Annotated in this window: 24 protein-coding genes; 2 read left to right on the forward strand and 22 right to left on the reverse strand. The window is 54.6% G+C overall.

Translation table 11 applies throughout. The features are described 5' to 3' along the window. Positions 1-78: 78 nt before the first annotated feature. The 15 genes from OGY13_RS18675 to napF form a co-directional block, all read right to left on the reverse strand. A complete protein-coding gene (locus OGY13_RS18675) occupies positions 79-1128 on the reverse strand; it encodes a cytochrome c-type biogenesis protein CcmH (protein ID WP_125112613.1) in 1050 nt (349 codons plus the stop codon). Continuing rightward, positions 1125-1682, reverse strand: a complete 558-nt coding sequence (gene dsbE / locus OGY13_RS18680) for a thiol:disulfide interchange protein DsbE (RefSeq protein WP_213752777.1) — start codon at positions 1680-1682, stop codon at positions 1125-1127. The genes OGY13_RS18675 and dsbE overlap by 4 nt, the downstream gene beginning before the upstream one ends. Further along, positions 1679-3634, reverse strand: a complete 1956-nt coding sequence (locus OGY13_RS18685; RefSeq protein ID WP_213752778.1) for a heme lyase CcmF/NrfE family subunit — start codon at positions 3632-3634, stop codon at positions 1679-1681. The genes dsbE and OGY13_RS18685 overlap by 4 nt, the downstream gene beginning before the upstream one ends. Beyond that, positions 3631-4110, reverse strand: a complete 480-nt coding sequence (gene ccmE, locus OGY13_RS18690; protein WP_003834619.1) for a cytochrome c maturation protein CcmE — start codon at positions 4108-4110, stop codon at positions 3631-3633. The genes OGY13_RS18685 and ccmE overlap by 4 nt, the downstream gene beginning before the upstream one ends. Then, positions 4107-4319 carry a heme exporter protein CcmD gene (ccmD, locus tag OGY13_RS18695; protein WP_048215892.1) on the reverse strand — a complete coding sequence of 71 codons (213 nt, stop codon included), beginning with the start codon at positions 4317-4319 and terminating at the stop codon, positions 4107-4109. The genes ccmE and ccmD overlap by 4 nt, the downstream gene beginning before the upstream one ends. Continuing rightward, positions 4316-5053: a heme ABC transporter permease gene (locus tag OGY13_RS18700; protein WP_003027538.1), complete on the reverse strand. Its 738-nt coding sequence runs from the start codon at positions 5051-5053 to the stop codon at positions 4316-4318. The genes ccmD and OGY13_RS18700 overlap by 4 nt, the downstream gene beginning before the upstream one ends. A 76-nt stretch (positions 5054-5129) precedes the next feature. Next, positions 5130-5789, reverse strand: coding sequence for a heme exporter protein CcmB (gene ccmB / locus OGY13_RS18705; protein ID WP_048215891.1), 660 nt, complete (start codon positions 5787-5789; stop codon positions 5130-5132). Next, positions 5786-6406 carry a cytochrome c biogenesis heme-transporting ATPase CcmA gene (gene ccmA / locus OGY13_RS18710; RefSeq protein WP_008785298.1) on the reverse strand — a complete coding sequence of 207 codons (621 nt, stop codon included), beginning with the start codon at positions 6404-6406 and terminating at the stop codon, positions 5786-5788. Before ccmA ends, ccmB begins: the two co-directional genes overlap by 4 nt. 20 nt (positions 6407-6426) lie before the next feature. Then, positions 6427-7029 (reverse strand): cytochrome c-type protein NapC, encoded by a 603-nt coding sequence (gene napC, locus OGY13_RS18715; protein WP_003027548.1) that lies wholly within the window; start codon positions 7027-7029, stop codon positions 6427-6429. Between the two features lie 9 nt (positions 7030-7038). Continuing rightward, entirely contained in the window at positions 7039-7488 is a 450-nt protein-coding gene (gene napB, locus OGY13_RS18720) for a nitrate reductase cytochrome c-type subunit (protein WP_003834627.1), read from the reverse strand. Further along, the gene (napH, locus tag OGY13_RS18725; protein ID WP_003027552.1) at positions 7485-8348 is read right to left on the reverse strand and encodes a quinol dehydrogenase ferredoxin subunit NapH; all 864 of its coding nucleotides are present in this window, start codon (positions 8346-8348) and stop codon (positions 7485-7487) included. Before napH ends, napB begins: the two co-directional genes overlap by 4 nt. Further along, complete coding sequence (napG, locus tag OGY13_RS18730; RefSeq protein ID WP_003834629.1) at positions 8335-9030, reverse strand: ferredoxin-type protein NapG; 696 nt, start codon at positions 9028-9030, stop codon at positions 8335-8337. Before napG ends, napH begins: the two co-directional genes overlap by 14 nt. Positions 9031-9036: 6 nt before the next feature. Continuing rightward, positions 9037-11523 (reverse strand): nitrate reductase catalytic subunit NapA, encoded by a 2487-nt coding sequence (napA, locus tag OGY13_RS18735; RefSeq protein ID WP_008785300.1) that lies wholly within the window; start codon positions 11521-11523, stop codon positions 9037-9039. Further along, on the reverse strand, positions 11520-11783 hold the full coding sequence (gene napD / locus OGY13_RS18740; RefSeq protein WP_048215888.1) for a chaperone NapD: 264 nt from the start codon (positions 11781-11783) through the stop codon (positions 11520-11522). The genes napA and napD overlap by 4 nt, the downstream gene beginning before the upstream one ends. Further along, positions 11773-12264, reverse strand: coding sequence for a ferredoxin-type protein NapF (gene napF / locus OGY13_RS18745; RefSeq protein ID WP_213752779.1), 492 nt, complete (start codon positions 12262-12264; stop codon positions 11773-11775). Before napF ends, napD begins: the two co-directional genes overlap by 11 nt. Before the next feature lie 413 nt (positions 12265-12677). Between napF and eco the strand changes: the two genes are divergently transcribed. Further along, positions 12678-13175, forward strand: coding sequence for a serine protease inhibitor ecotin (gene eco, locus OGY13_RS18750; RefSeq protein ID WP_032934607.1), 498 nt, complete (start codon positions 12678-12680; stop codon positions 13173-13175). 96 nt (positions 13176-13271) lie between these two features. On the opposite strand, the gene mqo is transcribed toward eco, so the two are convergent. Continuing rightward, complete coding sequence (gene mqo, locus OGY13_RS18755; RefSeq protein ID WP_003834639.1) at positions 13272-14933, reverse strand: malate dehydrogenase (quinone); 1662 nt, start codon at positions 14931-14933, stop codon at positions 13272-13274. A 278-nt stretch (positions 14934-15211) separates the two neighbouring features. Between mqo and OGY13_RS18760 the strand changes: the two genes are divergently transcribed. Beyond that, positions 15212-16459, forward strand: coding sequence for a SulP family inorganic anion transporter (locus OGY13_RS18760; RefSeq protein ID WP_213753082.1), 1248 nt, complete (start codon positions 15212-15214; stop codon positions 16457-16459). Here OGY13_RS18760 and mgtE read toward each other — a convergent pair. The 6 genes from mgtE to OGY13_RS18790 form a co-directional block, all read right to left on the reverse strand. Beyond that, positions 16422-17858: a magnesium transporter gene (gene mgtE / locus OGY13_RS18765; RefSeq protein WP_071444658.1), complete on the reverse strand. Its 1437-nt coding sequence runs from the start codon at positions 17856-17858 to the stop codon at positions 16422-16424. The genes OGY13_RS18760 and mgtE overlap by 38 nt on opposite strands. Positions 17859-17963: 105 nt before the next feature. Further along, on the reverse strand, positions 17964-19607 hold the full coding sequence (locus tag OGY13_RS18770) for a multidrug ABC transporter permease/ATP-binding protein (RefSeq protein ID WP_003834645.1): 1644 nt from the start codon (positions 19605-19607) through the stop codon (positions 17964-17966). A gap of 75 nt (positions 19608-19682) precedes the next feature. Beyond that, positions 19683-20333: a DNA oxidative demethylase AlkB gene (gene alkB, locus OGY13_RS18775; RefSeq protein WP_213753083.1), complete on the reverse strand. Its 651-nt coding sequence runs from the start codon at positions 20331-20333 to the stop codon at positions 19683-19685. After that, positions 20333-21397, reverse strand: a complete 1065-nt coding sequence (gene ada / locus OGY13_RS18780) for a bifunctional DNA-binding transcriptional regulator/O6-methylguanine-DNA methyltransferase Ada (RefSeq protein WP_213753084.1) — start codon at positions 21395-21397, stop codon at positions 20333-20335. Before ada ends, alkB begins: the two co-directional genes overlap by 1 nt. Positions 21398-21476: 79 nt before the next feature. Then, positions 21477-22529, reverse strand: a complete 1053-nt coding sequence (apbE, locus tag OGY13_RS18785) for an FAD:protein FMN transferase ApbE (RefSeq protein WP_048224669.1) — start codon at positions 22527-22529, stop codon at positions 21477-21479. A 114-nt stretch (positions 22530-22643) separates the two neighbouring features. Beyond that, entirely contained in the window at positions 22644-23759 is a 1116-nt protein-coding gene (locus OGY13_RS18790) for a porin OmpC (protein WP_048215883.1), read from the reverse strand. Between the last annotated feature and the right edge of the window lie 175 nt (positions 23760-23934).

Consider the following 23934-nt stretch of genomic DNA (forward strand, 5'->3'; position numbering starts at 1 on the left):
ACGACGCAGCAGCGTCTTATCCGGCCTACAAAGCTCGCACAGGCCCGAAAGCAGCACGCCTTCGGGTAATCTGGACTCTTACTTCTCCTGCGGCGTTAGCTGCTCCATCGCCTGCTTAATGCTGCGTTCTATCACCGCCCGACGGGTATCATTGGCCGGTAATAATTTCAGCATCATCTCCCATGCCGCAACCGCCTCACCAAAGCGTTGCTGTTCAAAAGCGTTAAACGCGTACATGCTGAGAACCCGCACGTTGGCATGCTCGCCGCGCACCAGCTGGCGTAACAGCTCCCCTCCCCGGCGGTTATCGTCAGGATCGGATGAACGGGTCAGTGCTTCCGCATAACCCAGCGCCGCATCGCTGTTTTTAGGATCCAGTCGATAGGCATTGGCATAGGCTTCAGTGGCCGTACTGGCGTTACCGAGTACCATGCCAATACGCCCAAGCATGATCCAACCTTCAACGTTTGTAGGATCGGCTTGTAAACGCGTGCGCAGCCCCAGCGCCAGACGTGTCATATCTTCTTCATTGAGCGGGTCAGCTTTCGGATCCAACGCGCGTTCCAGCAGCGCCGGTGCCTGAGCGGTGGCCTGATGCCAGACCTGAACCTGCTTATAGCTGCCGGTTTCATAATAGCTCACCGCGCCAACGATCAGCGCCACCACGATGCCGGGCACAAACAACCCAAATCCACCGCGTTTGCCATCCGGGATAACGTCGTCAGGAAACTCTTCCAGCTTCACCCGGACGCGTCGGCGAGTACGGGCAAAAATAATCCAGCCGCCCAAACCAATCGCTACCACCGGCATCACCCACAAAAGCACTGTAAGCGGCGTCAACGGTGGATCGTAGGTGACGAAGTTGCCGTAGCGCGCCACCATGTAGTCGACAATCTCTTTCTGACTTTTTCCTTCCTGCATCAGTTCGTACACTTTCTGGCGCAGGTCAGTGGCAATCATCGAGTTAGAATCGGCGATACTGTTGTTCTGACATTTAGGACAGCGCAGCTGTTCGGTAAGCTGACGGAACTGCTGCTCCTGCGCTTCATCCTTAAACTGCATCACATCGATGGTCGCCAGCGCAGATCCCGAGATAACCAGCATCAGCAGGCCCAGTAAAAATCTCATTGCGCAGCCTCCTTACTGTACTTATCCCACAACGGTTTGATCTCGCTCTCCCACACCCTGGCATTCAAATCACCGGCATGGCGATAGCGAATAATACCTTTACCGTCGATCAGGAACGTTTCCGGCGCGCCGTACACGCCAAGATCCAGACCGAGCATACCGTCGCCGTCAAACAGGCTTAATGAGTAAGGATTGCCCAGCTCTTTCAGCCAGACAATGGCTTTCTGACGATCGTCTTTATAGTTCAGACCCACCACCCGCACGCCTTGTGCAGACAGCTGGTTCAGATACTGATGTTCGGCGCGACAGGCCGGACACCAGGTCGCCCAGACGTTCAGCAGTACCGGTTTGCCCTGGGTCAGCACATCGGCCTGATAATGCTGACCCGGATTTTCCAGCGACTCCAGGCGGAATGTCGGAACGGGTTTGCCGATCAGCGCCGATTCCAGATTCGTGGGATCGTCTCCCTGAGCGTTACGCGCCAGCTGCCACAGCAGCGCCGCCGCAATGACCAGAAAAATAATAAACGGAATTAACAGTGCGTTGCGCTTCATACAGCCTCCGACGCATTTTTTTGCACCGCGGTGCGAGGACGCGTGCGCTGACGATAGCGTGGATCAAACAGGCAGAACAATCCGCCCAGCGCCATCAGCAATCCTCCGGCCCAAATCCAGCGAATAAACGGTTTGTAGTACAGACGCACAGCCCATGCGCCGTTATCCAGTTCTTCACCCAACGCGGCGTACAGATCGCGCGTAAACCCGCCGTCAATTGCCGCTTCGGTCATCATCGAACTGGTGCTGTTATAGAAGCGTTTTTCCGCATGCAGCGTGGCTTCCGGTTTACCATCTCGGGTAACGCCAATAATGGCGACACCGCCCCGGTAGTTAGGTCCGGTAATATCTTTCACTTCGCGGAACGTGAACTGATAGTTATGGATACTAACGCTATCACCTGCTTTCATGCGCACATCGCGTTCAACGCTGTAGTTCTGGCTGAAGGCAATACCGACAATAGTAATCGCCAGCCCAACGTGGCCCGACACCATGCCCCAATAGCTTGGTGTTAATTTCGTTCCGCGGGAAACACGCAGGAACGCTTCGGACATCGCCAGCACAAATATCCAGCATGCCATCGCCAGCCCTACCACCGTCATAGCGGCAATGCGATCCTCAAACAACCACGGCAGCAGCAGCGACAGAACAAGCGTGGTGACAAACGCGATAATCAGTAACGTTTTCAGTTTACGCGGTCGGTCACGGCCCCAGCGCACTAATGGCCCAATTCCCAGCAACAGCGCGAACGGCGCCATCAGCCAGGTAAACATGGTGTTGAAGAACGGTTCGCCAATCGAAATGCTGCCCAGACCCAGCTGTTTGTGCACCAGCGGCAGCAGCGTGCCCAAGAGCACTACCAGCATGGCGGCAATCAGCAGAACGTTGTTGCCCAACAGCAGAGATTCACGCGACCACAGCGCGTTGTTTACCCGTGAACGGACCTTGTGACCGCGCACCGCAAACAGCAGCAGGGAGCCGCCAATCACCAATACCATAAAGGCCAGAATAAACATCCCGCGCGACGGATCGGAGGCGAAGGCATGCACTGATACCAGCACGCCGGAGCGCACCAGGAAAGTACCTAACAGGCAAAGCGAGAATGCGCAGATTGACAGCAGCAGCGTCCAGGCTTTAAAGCTGGCACGCTGTTCGGTTACCGACAGCGAGTGCATCAGCGCCGTTCCCACCAGCCATGGCATAAACGAGGCGTTCTCAACCGGATCCCAGAACCACCAACCGCCCCAGCCCAGCTCGTAATAGGCCCAGGCCGAACCGAGCACAATACCCAGCGTCAGGAACACCCACGCCGCCAGCGTCCACGGACGCGAAAAACGGGCGAAGGTACTGTCCAGTCGTCCGCTCATCAGCGCGGCAATCGCAAACGCGAAGGCTACCGAGAAACCGACATACCCCATGTACAGCAACGGCGGATGGAAAATCAGCCCCGGATCCTGCAACAGCGGGTTCAGGTCGCGCCCTTCAATAGGGAAGTTGGGCAACGTACGGGCAAACGGGTTGGAGGTAAACAGAATAAACAGCAGAAAGCCAACGCTTACCATCCCCATTACCGCCAGCACGCGGGCAACGATGTCCAGCGGCATACGCTGGCTGAATGCCGCAACGGCGAACGTCCAGCCGCTCATCAGCAGCACCCATAGCAACAGCGAGCCTTCATGGGCCCCCCAGGTTGCTGCCACCCGATACCAGACCGGAAGCTGGGTATTGGAGTTGCTGGCAACGTAGGTGACGGTAAAGTCATTAACCACGAAGGCGTTGACCAGAATCAGGAACGCCCCCATCACACAGATAAACAGAACCCAGGCAAAAGGCCGCGCGGAGGCCATCATTCGCACGTCGCCGCGCGCTACGCCCCACAGCGGATAGACTGACAGTAGTAACGCCACGCCGAGCGCAAGGCACAACAGCGCATTGCCAATTTCAGGCATCATGACGTTTTATCCTTATAAACACTTTCCGGGCGACGATGGTTTTCCTGCATCGCTTTTTCGACTTCCGGCGGGGTGTAATTCTCATCATGTTTGGCAAGAACCTCTTTGGCCTGCACATGATTTCCCTCGTCCAGTTCGCCCTGAACAACAACACCCTGCCCTTCGCGGAACAGATCCGGCAGAATGCCTTCGTAGGTGACATCCACCACACCTTCGGCGTCATAGATACTGAAATTCACCTTCAACGACTGCGGATCGCGCTTTACGCTACCGGGCATCACCATTCCGCCCACGCGCAGGCGCTGACCGACTTCGGGCATCTGCTGCGTTTCGCGCTTACCGTAGAGTATCTCTCCCGGCGTATAAAACAGGTCAATATTAGAACGCAGCGCATAAAGCACCAGCGTAATGGTCAACGCCAGACCCGCCAGTACCGCACAGGCTATCCATAACCGATTTTTACGTCGAATATTCACGCCGCCTCCCGTTGCACTTGCGCCGCACGCATACGCGCTTCTCTCGCCCGCTGCTGCGCCACACCGCGTAAAATTGCGCGATGTTGTAACGTGGAATGCAGTACCAGCACCACCAGCGGGATAACACTCATCGCTACGGCAAGCCAGACATACAAGGCGTAGCCGCCCATCGCGAAAAAATCACTCCATGATGCAAATGCAGGGGTCATTGTCGGCCTCTTTTTAAGATCAGTTCGCTCACCCACGGGCGGCGTTTTTCCATCATCAAAATCAGGTTACGCATGCGCATCAGCGCCAGCGTGACAAACAGTAACAGGTAGCCGACGATCGCCAGACGCAGCGGCGTACGCATCGCCGGATCGATGCTTTGCTGCATGCGGGTAGAACCCTGATGCAGCGTATTCCACCACTCAACCGAGTAGTGGATAATCGGTAAGTTGACCACGCCAATCAGCACCAGAATACCGGCGGCACGACCTGCCAGACGGCGGTCGTCAAAGGCATGCCACAGCGCAATGGCGCCCACGTAGAGAAACAGCAGCACCAGTTCAGAGGTGAGTCGGGCATCCCAGACCCACCAGGTTCCCCACATCGGTTTGCCCCATGCGGAGCCGGTCACCAGCGCAATAAAGGTAAACACTGCACCAATCGGCGCCATCGCAGCCAGCGCCAGATTGGCCATTTTCATCTGCCAGACCAGGCCGATAAACGCGGCAACAGCCATCGAGGCATAAATGCCCATCGACCAGATTGCCGCCGGAACGTGCAGATAAATAATGCGATAGCTCTGCCCCTGCTGATAGTCCGCAGGCGCAAAACCAAAGCCCCAGACCCATCCCGTTATCAGTACCACCGCGCTGGCAATCGCCAGCCACGGGATAAACCAGCCACAGATCTGATAGAGCCGAGGGGGCATCGCCAATTGATGAAGTGTTTTCCACATAGTTCAGTCACCAGACTCCATAAATTAAAATCCGTTGTGCCAGAGCACCTTGCCCGGCCTACACATCTAATTCTCGTTACTGCACGCTTATCCGTAACGCCGCAGCTGTGGCAAACGGGCTTAACGTGGCGCTGCCGACCAGCAACGCGCCCAGAATTGCCATGTACCCTTCAACCGGTAAGTGCATAGAAGCCGCATCCATCGCGGCGGTTGCAAAAATCAGTAAGGGTATGGTGAGTGGGAGCACCAGCACGCTTAACAACACGCCGCCGCGCTTTAAGCCCACCGTCAGCCCCACACCCGGCGCACCGAGGAAGCCCAGCGTCGGCGTTCCGAGTAACAACGTCAGCGCCATAATTTTCCAGCTGTACATATCCATGCCCAGCAGCAGCGCCACTAGCGGCGAGAGAATCAACAGCGGCAGGCCGGTCACGACCCAGTGCGCCATCACTTTCGCCAGCACCACGGCCGGTAGCGGTAACGGCAGCAGCATCAGTTGCTCAAGGCTGCCGTCCTGCAGATCATCACGAAACAGGCGTTCCAGCGCCAGCAATGACGCCAGCAGCGCCGCAACCCAAATGATGCCCGGCGCAATGCGCGCCAGTAGCTGCGGTTCCGGCCCAATGCTCAGGGGGAACAGCGTAATAACAATCAGGAAGAACCATAAAGGATTGGCGATTTCCGCACTATGACGAAACGCAACTCGCAGTTCTAAACGGAAGATTCGCCACATCATTGCGTTGCCCTCTCGCTGGTCAGCGCAATACGTCGCACTTTATCGGTTTCGACATTGAGCGGTTGGTGGGTGGTGAGAATAACAATACCGCCCTGCTCTGTATGCTGCGCCATACGCTGAGTCAGTCGCTCAACGCCGTTCACATCAATGGCGGTAAAGGGTTCATCAAGGATCCACAGCCGGGCGCGGGTCAGCCACAAACGGGCCAGCGCCACGCGCCGCTGTTGTCCGGCGGAGAGCTGGTTCACCGGAATATCTTCATATCCGGCAAGTCCCGCCTGTGCCAGCGCAGCCAGACACTGTGCAATGTCGCCGTCATGATGGAAGAAACGCAGGTTCTCCAACGCCGAAAGCCGGGTTTTTATCCCCGGCTGATGTCCGATCCACAGCAGTTGCTGATGGTAGCTGTCCCGCACGTGATGCAGCGGCTGCTCTTGCCAGCAAACCTCCCCTGCATCGGGACGCGCCAGCCCGGTAAGCAACCGCAGCAGAGTAGTTTTCCCTGCGCCGTTGCTGCCGGTAATTTGTACCCATTCCCCTGCGTTGACGCGAAATGACAGATTGCTGAACAGTATTCTGTCATCTCGCTCGCAAAGTAATTCTCTGGCTTCAAGCATACCTGGTTATCTACATCCTGTTAAAAGCCCGGTTTGACTTCGCGCATATCAGGCAGTTTGTGCGCTATCCCTTTATGACAGTCAATACAGGTTTGCCCGTCTTTCACGGCCTGGTCGTGCATTTTGGCCGCAACGCCTTTCTGAGCGGTTAAATCCATAAACTCGAAGTTGTGACAGTTTCGGCACTCTTGCGAATTATTATCTTTCATACGCCGCCACTCATTTTGCGCCATCGTCAAACGATGGTCTTCAAATTTCTGCGGTGTATCTATCAGCCCCAGTGCTTTCGCGTACAGCTCTTTACTGGCCTTGATCTTGCGAATCATTTTCGGGCCCCACTCATGCGGGACGTGGCAATCAGGGCAAGTCGCTCGCACACCACTGCGGTTGTTGTAGTGTACGGTTTCCATGTATTCCTGGTATACCGTATTGCGCATTTCGTGACAGCTAATGCAGAACTCTTCTGTATTGGCCTTTTCCATACCGGTATTAAAGCCGCCCCAGAAAATAATGCCGCCCACAAAGCCGATTAACAACAGCGTGCCGAGCGCCAGACGGCTGGGGCGACGCCACCATTGCCAGACGCGCTTAATCCAGCCTGGTTTACGGTTAGAATTTTCCATAATGACCTCTTATTTCCCGTAACCTTTCGAGGGGGTGAAGGTATTTTCAACAATCGGCGCGGCGTCAGCCTGCGGAACGTGACATTGCAGGCAGAAATAACGACGCGGCGCAACTTCAGCCAATACCTTGCCGTCGCTGTCCATAAAGTGCGTCGGACTGATGCGCGGCGCACCGGTAGTGCGATAGCTTTCCACACCGTGGCATTGCAGGCAGCGGTTAGTGTTAGTCGTCACCTGATACCCTTCAACGCTATGCGGAACCATCGGCGGCTGATTCACATAGTTCAGCGGCATGCGCTCTTGCTCTTTCGGCATGCGAATCGCCCCTTCCTGTGTTCCTGAGACTTCCGGTGACTGGCTCAGATCCACTCCATTTGCAGCCCAAACGGCCCCACTGACGACCAGGGCAAGCAGGGCCGTCCATTGACACAGCGTCTTAATCAGGTCATGGCTTTTCATGATTTCGCTCCCGAACTCCATCGTGTTGTTATTGTAAAAACATCCTCAGAACAGACATCCACGCAGCGACCACAGGCCATGCAATCGCGGCTGGTTACCTGCACCGGACTTTGCTCATCCAGCACCGGCGCACGTAGCACATGCGGTTCCGGGCAAACATGAAAACAATCCATACAGCGGTTACATCTGTTACGTTCTTTTGCCGAAACGGTTAATGCCCCTTTGCTTCCCACCACGCTATACAGCGCACCCAGTGGGCAAAGATGCCCGCACCAGCCATGCTCAACGACCAGTAAATCAAATAAAAACAGCGCGAGGATCAGCAGCGCTCCGCTACCGAATCCCATTACCAGGCTCCGTCCAAGCAGAGAGACTGGATTTATCCACTCCCACAACAGCGTACCGGTCAGGGCGGAACCGACCAGGATAACCACCAGCAGGACGTACCGTATATGGCGTGGCAGGGTTGCGGACTGATTCAGGTCAAACCTTCTGCGCAACCAACTGGCTAAATCGGTAACCGGGTTCATGGGACAAACCCAACTGCAAAACAGTCGCTTACCGGCCAGGGCATACAGCACCGTGATGATAGCTGCTCCCGTTAACGCCACCGTCGCCGGCAGATGCCCGCTGGCCAGGCTTTGCAGAGTAATCAGCGGATCGGTGAACGGGATAGCATCCAGCAACAGGCTGCTACTGTAGTTGCCATGCAGGATCCACACGCCAAGCCACGGGCCGCTGAGGAACATCGCCAGTATCAGAAACTGACTCAAACGACGCAGCAGCAGCCAGCGATGACTCTTCCACCATCCTTTTTTTGCCTGCGCTTCACGCCCGGCATCACGTTTACGATTTGCCATTGTTCCCCTCCAGCCAACCGAAGCGGTAATGGTGTCCTAACTCCCCTTTCGCCAGCGACAGCGGCAGCACTTTTATTGCTGGCTGTTCCAGTACGCAGACTTTTTCGCATTTCCCACAGCCGGTACAGGCATCGCTGTGCACGGTCGGAATAAACCGCGCATGCTTGCCGGTACGCATATTGCGGTCCAGCTCCAGGGTGATCGCCTCATCAATTTTCGGGCACTCGCGATAGCAAACGTCGCAGCGTAATCCCTGATAGTTGAGGCAGTTTTCGTGATCCAGCAGTACCGCCAGCCCCATACGCGAATCGTCAATGGATTCAATTTCCCTGTCCAACGCGCCGCTCGGGCAGACTTTGGCACACGGAATGTCCTCACACATTTCGCAAGGAATATCACGGGCGACAAAATATGGCGTACCGGCCGCCAGCCCGGAGGCCAGCGTTGCCAGCTTCAGCGTGTCATAGGGACATGCCTGAACGCACTGACCGCAACGTACGCAGGCGCTGGCGAATGCCTCCTCGCTCAGTGCACCTGGCGGGCGCAACCGCACGCCGGTTGCGCGTGCGGTTTGTTGTTGCAACCCCAGCGCCACGCCAACGACGGCCAGCCCGCCCGCTGCGCGAACCATATCGCGCAGAAAGCGGCGGCGGCCATTTTGGGGTTTTGCTGACCGGGACATAACGCGTTACACCTTCGCCAGTTTCACGGCGCACTTCTTGAAATCCGTCTCTTTGGAGAGCGGATCCGTCGCATCCAGCGTCAGGTTGTTCACCAGCTGTGCGGCATCGAAGAACGGCATATACACCAGCCCCTGCGGCGGACGGTTACGACCGCGTGTTTCAACAATCGAAATCACTTCGCCACGACGGGAAATCACTTTGACCTTATCGCCACGGCGCAGATCGCGTGCTTTTGCATCCAGCGGGTGGATAAACAGCACGGCTTCCGGGAAAGCACGGTGCAGTTCAGGCACACGACGCGTCATACTGCCGGTATGCCAGTGTTCCAGCACACGTCCGGTAGACAGCCACAGGTCATATTCTTTATCCGGCGCTTCAGCAGCAGGCTCAAATGGCAGCGCGAAGATAACCGCTTTACCGTCCGGTTTACCGTAGAACTTGTAGCTTTCACCTGCTTTCACGTAAGGGTCGTTGCCTTCGCTGTAGCGCCACTGGGTCTCTTTACCCTCAACGACCGGCCAGCGTAAACCGCGCGCTTTGTGGTAATCGTCAAATGGGGCAAGATCGTGCCCGTGACCGCGGCCAAACCAGGCGTACTCTTCGAACAAGCCTTTTTGCAGATAGAAGCCCAGCTCGCGGGATTCATCGTTTAGTTGATCTTCAGCCAGTTCAGTCACTGGGAATTTCGTTACTGCTGGCGTAGCAAACAGCACGTCATACAGCGTTTTACCGCGCAGTTCCGGTTTTTGTGCCAGCAGCTCTTCCGGCCATACTTCTTCTGTTTTGAAGCGACGAGAGAACTGCACCAGTTGCCACAGATCCGATTTCGATTCGCCCGGCGCTTTAATTTGCTGACGCCAGAACTGTGTACGGCGTTCCGCGTTCCCGTAGGCGCCTTCTTTCTCTACCCACATCGCGGTCGGCAGGATCAGGTCAGCCGACAGGGCGCTGATCGTCGGGTACGGATCGGAGACGATGATGAAGTTACGCGGATCACGCCAGCCCGGCATACGCTCTTCGTTGATGTTCGGACCGGCCTGCATGTTGTTAGTACACATCGCCCAGTAGACATTGAGCTTGCCATCTTTCAGCGCACGGTCTTGCGCCACGGCGTGCAGACCAACTTTTGCCGGAATGGTCCCTGACGGAATATTCCAGTGCTTCTCGCAGATATCGCGGTGTTTTTCGTTCGTTACCACCATGTCCGCAGGCAGACGGTGGGAGAACGTACCGACTTCACGCGCGGTGCCGCATGCGGAAGGCTGGCCGGTCAGAGAGAACGGGCCGCAGCCTGGCTGGGAGATTTTGCCAGTCAGCAGGTGCAGGTTATAGACCAGGTTGTTGGCCCACACGCCGCGGGTGTGCTGGTTAAAGCCCATCGTCCAGTAGGAGATGACTTTTTTCTTCGGATCGGCATACAGCTGCGCCAGTTGTTCCAGCTGATCTTTCGGTACGCCGGTCATTTCGGCGGTTTTATCCAGCGTGTACTCAGCAACGAAGGCTTTGTAATCCTCAAAGCTCATCGGTTCAGAAGCATCGGATCCCGGGTTTTTCGCCGCTTTTTCCAGCGGATGGGTTGGACGCAGACCGTAGCCGATGTCCGTCACGCCTTTACGCAGGTTAACGTGCTTGCTAAAGAAATCCTGGTTAATCGCATTGTTTTGAATGATGTAGTTCGCGATGTAGTTGAGGATCACCAGATCGGTTTGCGGCGTGAAGACCATACCGTTATCCGCCAGCTCAAAGCTGCGGTGCTGGAAGGTGGAGAGAACCGCGACGTTCACGTTAGGATCGGACAGACGACGGTTGGTGATGCGCGACCACAGGATCGGGTGCATCTCTGCCATATTCGCGCCCCACAGGACGAAGGCATCCGCATGTTCGATATCGTCATAGCAGCCCATCGGTTCATCCATACCGAAGGTACGCATAAAACCGACTACCGCTGAGGCCATGCAGTGACGTGCGTTCGGGTCGATGTTATTGGAACGGAAACCCGCTTTAAACAATTTGGCAGCGGCATAACCTTCCCAAATCGTCCACTGGCCAGAGCCGAACATACCGATAGACTCCGGGCCTTTCTCTTTCATCGACGTTTTGAATTTCTCTTCCATCACGTCAAAGGCCTGGTCCCAGCTAATCGGGGTGAACTCGCCTTCTTTGTGATACTTGCCGTCTTTCATGCGCAGCATCGGCTGCGTTAAACGGTCTTTTCCGTACATGATTTTCGGCAGGAAGTAACCTTTGATGCAGTTAAGCCCACGGTTAACCGGCGCATCCGGATCGCCCTGGCATGCCACAACACGCCCTTGCTGCGTTCCGACCAATACGCCACAGCCCGTCCCGCAAAAACGGCACGGGGCTTTGTCCCATTTGATGGCTTCTTGCTGACCGACTACCGCGCGGGCAACGCCCGGCACGCTTAACCCGGCAGCCGCCGCAGCGGCCGCAACGGCGTTAGCTTTCATAAAGCTACGACGACTGAGTTTCATGGTGTTTCCTCACCTTGCTCATCCTGCTGGTGATAAACCAGCGACACCGCCAGTACGCCCGCAACGTTGCGTACTGACTCAATTGTTTTCATTAGCGTTTCACTTTGCTCAGCTTCCACCACCACAATCAACTGACCACTTTCCACATCGCTGAGTGCAACTTCGCAACCGGAAAAGGAACGCAACTGTGTGGCGATATCGTTGATATGCTGGCTTTTGGCCTGAACGACCAGGCTGCAGACCTGCCAGTTATTGTCCATGGTTGTACTCCGCGTTAATGGCTGATACCGGGCAGATAGCGACACAGGCGCCACATCCGTTACAGTCCTGATTGTCGAGCTGCGGCTGATAAATGCCGGACAGCGTGGGACGAAAGGTTATTGCCATGGGCTCACAGCTATCCTGACAGCGGTGACATTCAACGGACTGATGTGCGAGACAGTTTTCCCCAATCGTAAAATTCAGATCCCATGCCCTGGTGTGGCGCGGAAGAAAAAGTGATTCGGGACAGGCTTCTGCGCAGGCATAGCAAAAGCTGCACTCGCCGTGTTTGAAATTTACGCTCGGGTAACCACCCTGGCCTCGCTGCAGGATGTCGGTTTCGCACGCCTGGATACAGGCGTCACAACGGAGGCAATGGGCCAGAAAGTGAGCGTCTTCCTTGCTCCACGGCGGACGGATCCCTGCGCTGGCGTTTCGCCAACTGCCTGTCAACATACCTCGACGGGATAAATCAACCATGACATTGTCCTTCCATAATGACGCCCTCCCTCGGCGGGTTGAACGACATAAAAAACTGCACTATTTATGAGTAGTTATTTTTAGCCGTAAGATATTTCAGGATGTGTTAGAGGTGCATACCCCAATTGGGGTAAATGCTGTTGCCGGATCAAAGGAGTGTTGAGTTGGCGGGAAAAAATGCGCTTTTGCTCACATTTCAATGAGTTATATAACAATGTATATAACGGTTTATTCAAAAAGATAAAGATCTCAATATTAGGATAATTCCTAGTATATATCGCTATCATGACAACGAAACCCTACCTAATACACTTTAAATATAAGTAAATCCAGATTAATAGATTATCCAAATATGTTAACCTGCTACAGACTCGTTCATAAGACAGAAGAAAGGAAACACTGTGAACAATAAGATGAAGACAATTGTCCCTGCCGTACTTTTCGCCGCCTTTGCCAGCACCTCTGCATGGGCTGCCAGTAACGAAACCGCCGCTCAGCCGCTGGAAAAAGTCGCCCCTTATCCCAAGGCGGAAAAGGGTATGAAGCGCCAGGTTATCCAGCTTACCCCTGAGAAAGATGAATCTACTCTGAAAGTAGAACTGCTGATCGGACAAACGCTGGAAGTTGACTGTAACCAACACCGCCTGGGCGGAGAACTGGACAGCAAAACGCTGGAAGGTTGGGGATATGACTACTATGTCTTTGACAAAGTTACGTCTCCGGTTTCAACCATGATGGCTTGTCCGGACGGAAAGAAAGAGAAGAAATTCATTACTGCGCATCTGGGTGATGACGGCATGTTGCGTTACAACAGCAAGCTGCCGATTGTGGTCTATACCCCGGAAAACGTGGACGTTAAATACCGTATCTGGAAAGCGGAAGACAAAATTCAGGACGCAGTCGCGCGCTAAGTGAGAATGTGCCGGATGGCAGCGTACCGCCTTATCCGGCCTACAGACGCATAAACAATGCCGGATAAGCGCAGCAGCGCCATCCGGCATTTTATTTTACAGCGCGATATCCGCGACGGCTTTCTGTTCAGGCTGAGGTTGTGCCTGAGGTTTCAGCTGTGGTTTCGGCGCTTCATCAGCAACCTGCGGCTTGTCATATTTCAGACCCAGAACCTCACTGGTGTACTGCAGCTCTTGTTCCGTAGCCTCAACGTTACCGTTCAGCTTAGTACCATAAGACGGAATAATGGTTTTCAGCTTCGCCTGCCACTCGGGGCTGGCTACTTTATCTTTAAACACTTTTTCCATCAGATGCAGCATGATCGGTGCCGCGGTTGATGCGCCCGGAGAAGCTCCCAGCAGCGCTGCAATCGTGCCTTCTTTATCGCTGACGACTTCAGTGCCCAGACGCAGCACGCCGCCCTTCTCCGCATCGCTTTTGATGATCTGCACACGCTGGCCAGCCTGCCATAAACGCCAGTCTTCTTTTTTCGCCTGCGGATAGTACTCTTGCAGCGCAGCAAAACGGTCGTCGTCGCTGAGCATCACCTGGCTCACCAGATATTTCACCAGATCGAAGTTATCCAGACCCACGTTGACCATCGGCATAAAGTTTGAGGTGGTGGTCGAGCTGAGCAGATCCCACAATGAACCATTCTTCAGGAACTTGGTGGAGAATGTCGCGAATGGCCCAAACAGCACAACGCGCTTGCCATCAAGGATACGGGTGTCGATATGCGGTACAGACATCGGCGGCGCGCCAACGGAGGCCTGACCGTACACTTTCGCCAGGTGGCGATTGACCACATCCGGGTTTTCCGCAACCAGGAACTGCCCGCCCACCGGGAATCCGGCATAGCCTTTCGCTTCCGGAATGTCGGTTTCCTGCAACAGCTTCAGCGCAGCGCCACCGGCACCGATAAAGACAAACTTCGCCTTGATATCGTGTTCCGCTTCGTTATTTTTCAGATCGGCGACCGTGACCGTCCAGCTATTATCGGCATTACGCTTAAAGCCACGCACTTCGGTGCTCAACTGCAGCGCAAAGTTGGGCTTTTTCTGCAATGAGGTAATCAGTTGGCGGGTGATTTCGCCGTAGTTCACGTCAGTACCAATCTCGGTACGCGTTGCCGCGACTTTCTGCTGCGGATCGCGACCTTCCATGACCAGCGGCGCCCACTCTTTGATCTGCGCGTGGTCTTCTGAATAGCGCATACCACGGAACAGCGTGCTCTGCTGCAGTGCGGTGTAACGGGCACGCAGGAAGTTCACGTTCTCGTCACCCCAGACAAAACTCATGTGCGGAACGGTGGTGATAAACGAGCGTGGTTCATGCATTACGCCATTATTGACCTGATAGGCCCAAAACTGGCGGGAAATCTGGAAGGCTTCGTTAATTTCGACTGCCTTTTCAATGCTGATGCTACCGTCGGCCTTTTTAGGCGTGTAGTTCAGCTCCATCAGTGCGGAGTGGCCGGTTCCGGCGTTATTCCAGCCGTTTGAGCTTTCCTGCGCTACACCATCCAGTCGCTCAACCATGGTCATTGACCATTGCGGCTCCAGCTCCTGTAAATAGGTTCCCAGCGTGGCGCTCATGATGCCGCCGCCGATCAACAGTACATCCGTTTCCTGCTCTTCCGCCGCTTTCGCTTTTGCCGCCATCGAGACAACATTCAGCCCAACGGCCATGGTGAAGAGCATGGCAGTCACTTTTTTCATAATGTTAATGCCTTACTTTTAGTATCGCTTTTTTGCTTTTAATGCAGGTGAAAATCGAGCGGCACCAACGGTAACACTTAAGTAAAAATAATTAAATAAAGTTTATAAATTATATTTAATTTTTAAAAATGTTATTAATACGTTGATAGCTTATGCGGTTATTGACAATCATTTCTGGAAACCGGTCCATCTGACGGGTACTATGCTGCGCTTTGCTATTCACCGCACGGATGCCTGTCGGTCTGCTGTATCAGGCCATTTTTGACCTGAGTGTAACTATGTCTGCAACTCAACATTCTTCTGCCACAGTCTCGGAACACACGACCCGTGCCGTGCTCCGCCAACCCCGTCTGCTGGTGCGCGAAACGCTGGCCGGTGTGGTAACCGCCCTGGCGCTGATCCCGGAAGTAATCTCGTTTTCCGTGATCGCAGGCGTTGATCCTAAAGTCAGTCTGATCGCCTCCGTCGTACTGTGCCTGGCGATGTCTTTTTTAGGCGGTCGTCCCGCAATGGTTACCGCCGCTGCAGGATCGGTCGCGCTGGTGATTGGTCCGATGGTGCATCAACACGGCGTGCAATATATCCTTCCTGCAGTGGTGCTGGCCGGGATGATTCAGATCCTGTTTGGTGTATTGGGAATGGCACGTCTGATGCGATTCATCCCTACGGCCGTGATGACCGGCTTTGTTAACGCGCTGGGTATATTGATTTTCTTTGCCCAGGTCCCGCATTTCTGGGGCAAAAGCCCGCTCATCTGGGGGCTGTTTGTCCTGACGCTGCTGATTGTGCTGTGGGTTCCGCGGTTTATTAAAGCAATTCCCGCACCGCTTATCGCCATCGTGCTGCTAACCGTGTTCACTGTCACCAGCGGGCAACTGTTACCGACCGTCGGTGATGAAGGTTCAATGAGCGGCGGTCTGCCAGGATTAACGCAGTTACTCGTACCGCTCAACCTGCACACGCTGGCGATTATCTGGCCCTGCGCGCTGAGCATCGCTTTTGTTGGTTTGATGGAGTCGTTGTTAACCGCCCGTCTGGTGGATGACCTGACGGTGACGCCGTCGAATAAAAATCGCGAAAGCACCGGACTGGGGATTGCCAATATTCTGGCCGGATTTTATGGCGGCATCGCCGGGTGCGCGATGATTGGTCAAACCATCGTTAACGTCGAGATGGGCAAAGGACGCAGCCGCGTCTCGACGGTTGCCGCCGGACTGGTATTACTCCTGTTAGTCACAGGGTTAAGCGAAGTGATGGCAGAAATACCCATGTCGGTGCTGGCAGGTATTATGGTGATTGTGGCGGTAAAAACCTTCAGTTGGCACAGCATCCAGCCCGCCACGCTGACGAAACTGCCCGTCACTGAAACGCTGGTGATGCTGGTGACCGTCGCTGCCACGGTTTCTACCGGCAACCTGGCGATTGGTGTGGTTGCCGGGGTGATGGCGATGCTCATTCTACCGCGTATCGTCAGACGCAAACGGGCGACTACATCAGAAACAGCGTTGCCAGACCGAGAAAAATAAAGAAACCACCAGTATCAGTGATAGCGGTTATCATGACGCTCGAGCCGACCGCCGGGTCGCGCCCGAGCTTCACCATCGTCATCGGAATGATAACCCCCATCAACGCCGCCATCAGCAGATTGAGCATCATCGCCAGAGTCATCACACCACCGAGCGCCATATCATCGTACAGCCACCAGGTAATGCCACCCATAATCCCGCCCCACACGAGGCCGTTGATTAGCGCCACGCCCATCTCGCGCAGGATGAGAAACGTCAGGTTCCCCGGCTGAATATTTTGCAGCGCCAGCGCGCGGACGATCATAGTGATAGTTTGATTCCCGGTATTGCCGCCGATACCCGCCACAATCGGCATCAACGAGGCCAGCGCCACTAGTTGCGAAATCGTATGTTCAAAGCCGTCGATCACCCGCGAGGCGATAAAGGCGGTACAGAGGTTAACGGCCAACCACGCCCAGCGGGTTTTTACCGCTTTGGTAACAGGCGCAAACACGTCCTCTTCGGCGCTTAAGCCCCCCATTCGACGCAGATCGGTGTCGGTTTCTTCATAGACAACGTCGACGATCTCATCGATGGTTAAACGGCCCATCAGTTTACCGGAAGGGTCAACCACCGCGGCGCTGACCAGGTTGTCGCGTTCGAAGGTACGCGCAGCGTTTTCGGCGATATCTTCAGGAGAAAAGGTGAGCGGGTCATCTTCCATCACCTCGCTGACTTTTCGCTGCACATCATTGAGTAAAATGCAGGTTAGCGTCAGTTCGCCAACCAGCATTTTATTGCGATCGGTCACGAAAAGTTTATCGGTGTTCTCCGGCATTTTCCCCAGCCGCCGCAGATAGCGTTGCACCACTTCCAGCGTCACGTCCGGACGCACAGTGATGACCTCGAACTCCATGATCGCGCCGACGCTATTTTTCTCGTAGTGCAGCACCTGGCGGACGCGCGTCCTCTCCTCTGCCGGTAACGTCGCCAGCAGACGACCGGTAAGGTTACGAGGCAAATGCTGCACCAGGTAAATCTGTTCATCGATATCGAGATATTGCAGCGCATCCAGCAGCTCGCGGTCGCTCATCTCATCGATCAGGTCGTCCCAGACGTTTTCAGACGCCTCAAGCAAGACGTTACCGCGCTTTTCATTTTCGACCAGTCGCCACAGGGCGTGGCGCTCTTCAGAGGGCAAAGCTTCGAGGGTATCGGCCAGGTCAGGCGGTGGCAGGTGGGCCACCAGCGCCCCTACCTCAGCAATATCGTCGGCTAACGTACCGACGTCATATTGCTCAGCCAGGGTAAGCTTGCCCAACAGCGTTGAAATAATGGCTTTATCAGTGGTCAGCAGCCAGATGAGGCGCGCACGCTCTTCATCACGCAGTCTGGCGCTGTTTTTGTTTATTACGGACATTAATCATAAATCCATGATATGAAATATCATTAATCATGATGCCGATTTATGTAAATAACAATAAACAGTGCCGCCGGGTGGCTAAAAAACCGGCGGCACGAAGGATCAGGCTGTGCGAGCCACCGCGTCGCGCGAGGCGGCGTCACGTTCATCGCCCAACAGTTCACTCAACTGTCCGTTACGCATTTCCAGTAGACGATCGGCGTGAATAAAATAGTGATCGTCGTGGCTGATGGCGAAAATGGTTTTCCCCATTTCCTGCATCAAAGGCAATAGCACCTGATAGAACTCCCGGCGGAAATGGGGATCCTGATCGGCGGCCCATTCGTCCAGCAGAATGATGTCGCGCTCCTCCGCCAGGGCCAGCAGCAGCGCCACGCGTTTCTTCTGCCCTTTCGACAGCTTCAGATTGAGGATACGACCATCGCTCAGCTCCAGCTTATGACCCATCTTCAGATGTTCCAGCCACTTCGCGACCAGCTGCGGATTAGCCTCTTTACCTTCCGGCCCCAGCAGTTTGTCGAACAGCCAGACGTCGGTAAACACGGCGGAGAAGAGCTTGCGGTAGTCTTCCGGTTTTTCAACGGCAACGGCCTTACCATCAAGCAATATTTCGCCTGACTGCGGCTGGTACAGACCGGTCAGTAACATCGCCAGCGTAGATTTCCCGCTACCGTTACCGCCAATCAGAAAGATCAGTTCACCGCGATGAATCGTCAGATTCACCGGCCCTACGGAAAACGCATTATCCTGATAGTGGAAAACCACGTTGCGCAGCTCCAGCGTTTGCCAGTTGGGAAACGCGGTTGGGCGTGGGAATTCGGCCTTAAAAGGTGCCAGTGCGAATTTATTCAGCTTGTTGAACGCCACCTGCGCGGTAAGCAGCGTCGGCAGCGCGCCAACGGCAGAAAGCAACGGTGTTCGCAGGAATAACAGCGTCAGAGAATAGGTCGCTGCCACGGCGGTATCAGCCCATCCCAGACTGTTAGCCATCCAGAACACCAGGCCAATGGCACCCAGCATCATAATGTTCGACCAGTTAACCGCGCTCAGGTGGAAGGTATCGGCACGGATAATATGGTGGCGATACTCTTTGGCATCCGGGACGTACATCTGATTAAAGATATGCTCGGCGCGCTCGCGGTTAAGCGTCAGCTCTTTGCGCCCTTCCAGCACAGTCTGATAATCGTTGTACAACTTGTCTTCAGTTTCGCGCAAGGTGGCCATGTGTTTATACACCCGCGCCACCAGCACAAATCCGCCCCAGATGGTGATTGCCATCCAGATTGCCGTTACCAGTAGCATTTTGGTCGACAGCATCGCCAGATACGCCGCCGATCCTATGGTCAGGATAATCCCCTGCACCAGCTCAGGCAGACGAACAAAGGCGATGGTGATGTTGCGGATATCACTGGTTAAACCGGCCAGCAACGAGGCGCTGCCAAGCTGTTCAATACGCTCAACGTGAGTATCCAGAATTCGTTTGATAAATTCGCTACGCAGGCGGTAGACAAAGTGGTGACCCAGCGTGGTCAACGCCAGCTGAGAACCGAGGGTGACAACCATCAACAACAGCAGCAGGCCAAGAAACTCCGGTAGCACCATCAGCGTGGTGTCGACCGTTTCGATCAAGCGCTGGTTGATAAACGCAATCAGCCCAATCCCCAACGCGGCGCTGGCGAGGCTGAGCGCCATCACGCTGATAAATGGCCAGCGATACTGCCGCCAGACAAGAAGTAAAAGTTCCATGCAAACAACCCGGACAAGTAATAACAGCCCGCAGTTTAAACATCTCTTCGTCGACAGCAATAATAATTCTTATTTTTATTCTTTTTTACCCGCCAGACGAAACGTCAGGTTGTAACGACAGTCTCCGGTTAATGGGTGATACCCTGTTTTAAGCGGCTGGATCCCATGATAAAACAGCCGCGAATTACCGCCCCATACCACGACATCGCCATGTTCCAGCAGCAAACGCTTTAAAGGGTCATTACGGCGCAATCCGCCAAATTGAAAGATGGCTGGTAGCCCCAGCGATACAGAGACAATCGGCGCCCGCAGGTCGGGCTCGTCTTTATCCTGATGTAAGGACAGTTTTGCCCCTGGCGTGTAGCGGTTAATCAGGCAGGCATCGGGTTGAAAATCAGCATAGCCCGCCGCCGTCGCCGCCTGTTGGCACAGATCAGCGAACGTATCCGGCAGCGGCGGCCAGTGCGTGCCGGTGAGTGGATCAAACGGAGAATAAAGATAGCCATGCTGATCCGTCGTCCAGCCCAGATGGCCGCAGTTGGTCATCGCCACCGACATTGTATAGCCGCCGGGCGTCACCATCTGGCGAAACGGCGACTGTCTGGCGACAGCCGCTATTGCCTGAAGTAAAGTGGGCGCGGAGTCAAAAGCGAAACGTCGCAGAATAACCGCACCTGACGCCAGCGGTTCCTGCCAGGGTTTAGCATCCGCAAAGAGATCGAGCATTATGTTTCCTCGCCAGTAGTTTCCCGTTGCAGTAACTGCGCCTTGCGCGCAATACCCCATCGGTAGCCCGAAAGTGCGCCATCGCCACGGATCACCCGGTGACACGGGATAACAATCGCCAGTTTGTTGGCCCCACAGGCACTGGCCACCGCGCGCACCGCCTTCGGTTTGCCGATGGCGCTGGCCAACTGTTGGTAACTCACTGTTTCACCGCACGGAATTGCGCACAGAGCCTGCCACACCTGCTGCTGAAAGGCCGTTCCCCGAATATCCAGGGGTAGCGATAGCGACGCGTCACGCGAGTTGATCGCGACGATCACTTCGCGCACGCGCTGCTGAAAATCGGCATCTGCAGGTACATCCTGCGCGGTGGGAAACAGCGCATGAAGATCCGCAACCAACGTAGCGTCATCATCGCCAAGCAAGATCGCGCAGATACCCCGCTCGCTTTCCGCCACCAGACAGCGACCCAGAGCGCAATCTGCGAGGGTATAGCGTACAGATACGTTATCGCCACCTTTACGAAATTGCTTTGCCGTCATGCCTAATGCTTGATCGGCTTTGCGGTAGTAGCTGCTGCTGTCGGGGAATCCGGCGTTGAGAATCGCCTGTGTAACCGGAACACCTTTCGCCAGGGCATCGCGCAGACGGCGAGCACGCCATGATTGTTGCCACACTTTCGGGGTCATGCCCGTCGTGGCTTTGAACAGACGATGCAAGTGATACGGGCTCATTGCCACCTGCTGTGCCAGCTCGTCCAACGTAAGAGGTGACTCTTGCTCCAACAACTGACAGGCGCGGGCAATTTTATCCAGCCGATGCTGTTGCGCGCTGTCTTTATCCGGCTGGCAGCGCTTACAGGGGCGAAACCCGGCATCCTGTGCCTGCTGGGCATCGGCGAAAAAACGGACATTTTTGCGCAGCGCATGTTTTGCCCGACAGGACGGACGGCAGAAAATACCGGTAGTCTGGACGGCAAAAACAAACTGACCGTCGGCGTTAACGTCGCGATCCACAACGGACTGCCAACGGTCATCGTCAGTGATGCGTAAACGATTTTTCATTTCGGACTCCTTTGTTAAGCATAGCGCTTAGCCTCAGTGTGTCCCCATCGTCGGGCATAAAAACCCGCAATCTTGCTTTTTAATTTTTTTCGCTGACCAGAAAGCTATTAAACTGCGGCGACATCCAGGTTTTAAACCCCTCGCCCTCTTTCACAATCATATAGACCGCCAACCCTTCACGACGCACGACTTCTTTGGCCTTTTCCGGGCCGAGCACCATCAATCCGGTATCCCAGCCATCGGCCTCCAGCGCCGTTGGCGCAATCACCGTTACGGACACCAAATTATGTTCGATCGGGCGACCGGTTTGCGGGTCGATAACATGGGAAAGGCGCTTACCGTCCAGCTCATAATAGTTCCGGTAGCTGCCGGAGGTGCTAATGCCGTGCCCGTTAATGTCGACAATCGCCTGCACAGCGTTTTCGCGATCGGTCGGTTTCTGGATCGCCACTCGCCACGGATGCCCTTCAGCATTCATTCCTCTGCTGTTCAGTGCACCACCAACGGAAACCAGATAACGGGCGATCCCTTCTTGCTCCATCAATCGAGCCAGATGATCGGCGGCGTACCCTTCACCAACGGTAGAGAGATCCACATACAGATCCGGCAAGTCTTTTTGCAGGTAGTTCTGATGCGCTTCATTCACGACTTTCAGATGAGAAAGCCCTGTTTGCGCTTTTGCAGCGTCAATTTGCCCTTGGGTGGGAATATGCAACGGCTGCTGATCCGGGCCAAATCCCCACAGGTTGACTAACGGCCCCACGGTGATATCCATGGCCCCATCGGTTTTTGCACCAATGCGTAGCGCCGAAGTCACGATATCCGCCATGGCGTCGTTAACCGGCCACGGCGACAGACTTTTCGACAGGTTAAAGCGCATTAACGCAGAATCGTTTTTATAGGTGGAGAGCAGTTGATCATCGGCATCAAGCTGAGTCTGGATCTTGGCCTGCAGTTCCCTGGCGCGTTTGGCATCTACGCCTACCGCACTGACCCGCCAGAAAGTGCCCATCGTTTTACCTTCCAGAACGATGGCAGGTGTTGTGGTCTGAGCAGGTTTCGGGGCCTCATCGCACCCGACAAAAAAGATCGTCACAGCCAGCAGTGCTGCGCGATAAAAATTCATTTCCATACGTAATTATCCTCATGCGAACGGGCGCAAGAGTACACCAAAAATCGTTGTTTGTACGGCGAAAAAACGGCATTAAAAAAGGCCCCGCAGGGCCTTTGATAGACATAATGTAGATTAGAACTGGTAAACCAGGCCCAGTGCTACGATGTCATCGGTGCTGATGCCAGCATCACGAGTGAACTGGTTGTCATCCAGCAGGTTGATTTTGTAATCAACATAGGTGGACATGTTTTTGTTGAAGTAGTAGGTCGCGCCAACATCAACATATTTCAGGATATCTTCGTCGCCATAGCCGCGGCCCAGGTCTTTACCTTTGGACTGCAGGTAAGCCACGGACGGACGCAGACCGAAGTCGAACTGGTACTGCGCAACAGCTTCGAAGTTCTGTGCTTTGTTAGCCCAGCCCAGAGAGCCCGCACGCGTTGCGTTGTAGGTCTGGGTGTACTGTGCTGCCAGGTACACGTTGTTCGCGTCGTATTTCAGACCACCAGTGTAGGTTTCAGCACGGTCGCCAGTACCGAAGTTCAAACGGTTCTGCTCGTCAGTACGTTTGGAGCTGGTGACAGCAGTACCCAGTGCGAAGCCTTCACCGATATCATAAGTGATAGATCCGCCAACGCCGTCGCCGTTTTGACGCAGCGCGTCACGACCGTTGTTGGTCACGCCAGTGAACGTTCTGCCGTTTTCGTCTTCGCCGCTTACGCTACCGTTTTTACCCTGATACTGAATGGCAAAGTTCAGGCCATCAACCAAACCGAAGAAGTCGGTGTTACGGTAGGTCGCGAAGCCGTTACCACGCTGCTGCATGAAGTTGTCAGCACCGTAAGTATCGCCGCCGAATTCCGGCAGGACGTCGGTCCAGGACGTTACGTCGTAAACTACGCCGTAGTTACGACCGTAGTCGAAAGAACCTACGTCAGCGAATTTCAGACCCGCAAACGCTACACGGGTCCAGGCGTTGTTTTCACTTTCAGCCGCATTACCCTGAATCTGGTATTCCCACTGGCCGTAACCGGTCAGTTGGTCGTTAACCTGAGTTTCGCCTTTGAAGCCGATACGCATGTAAGTCTTGTCACCATCATCACCTTTGTTGTCGGAGAAATAGTGCAGACCATCGACTTTACCGTACAGATCTAATTTGTTGCCGTCTTTGTTATAAATTTCAGCCGCATTCGCTGCGCCTGCTACCAGCAGTGCTGGTACCAGGAGGGACAGTACTTTAACTTTCATGTTATTAACCCTCTGTTATATGCCTTTATTGCTTTTTTATGCCACTGCATACTGATTAAGGTCATTAACCAGTCGGCAACTTCATTCTCCGCAAAAACACAGAATAATCCAACACGAATATGATACTAAAACTTTTAAGGTGTTTCATTTATCGGCATAGATGTTTCCAAATGTT

It is taken from the genome of Citrobacter sp. Cpo045, assembly GCF_030332875.1.
Lineage (GTDB): Bacteria > Pseudomonadota > Gammaproteobacteria > Enterobacterales > Enterobacteriaceae > Citrobacter > Citrobacter portucalensis.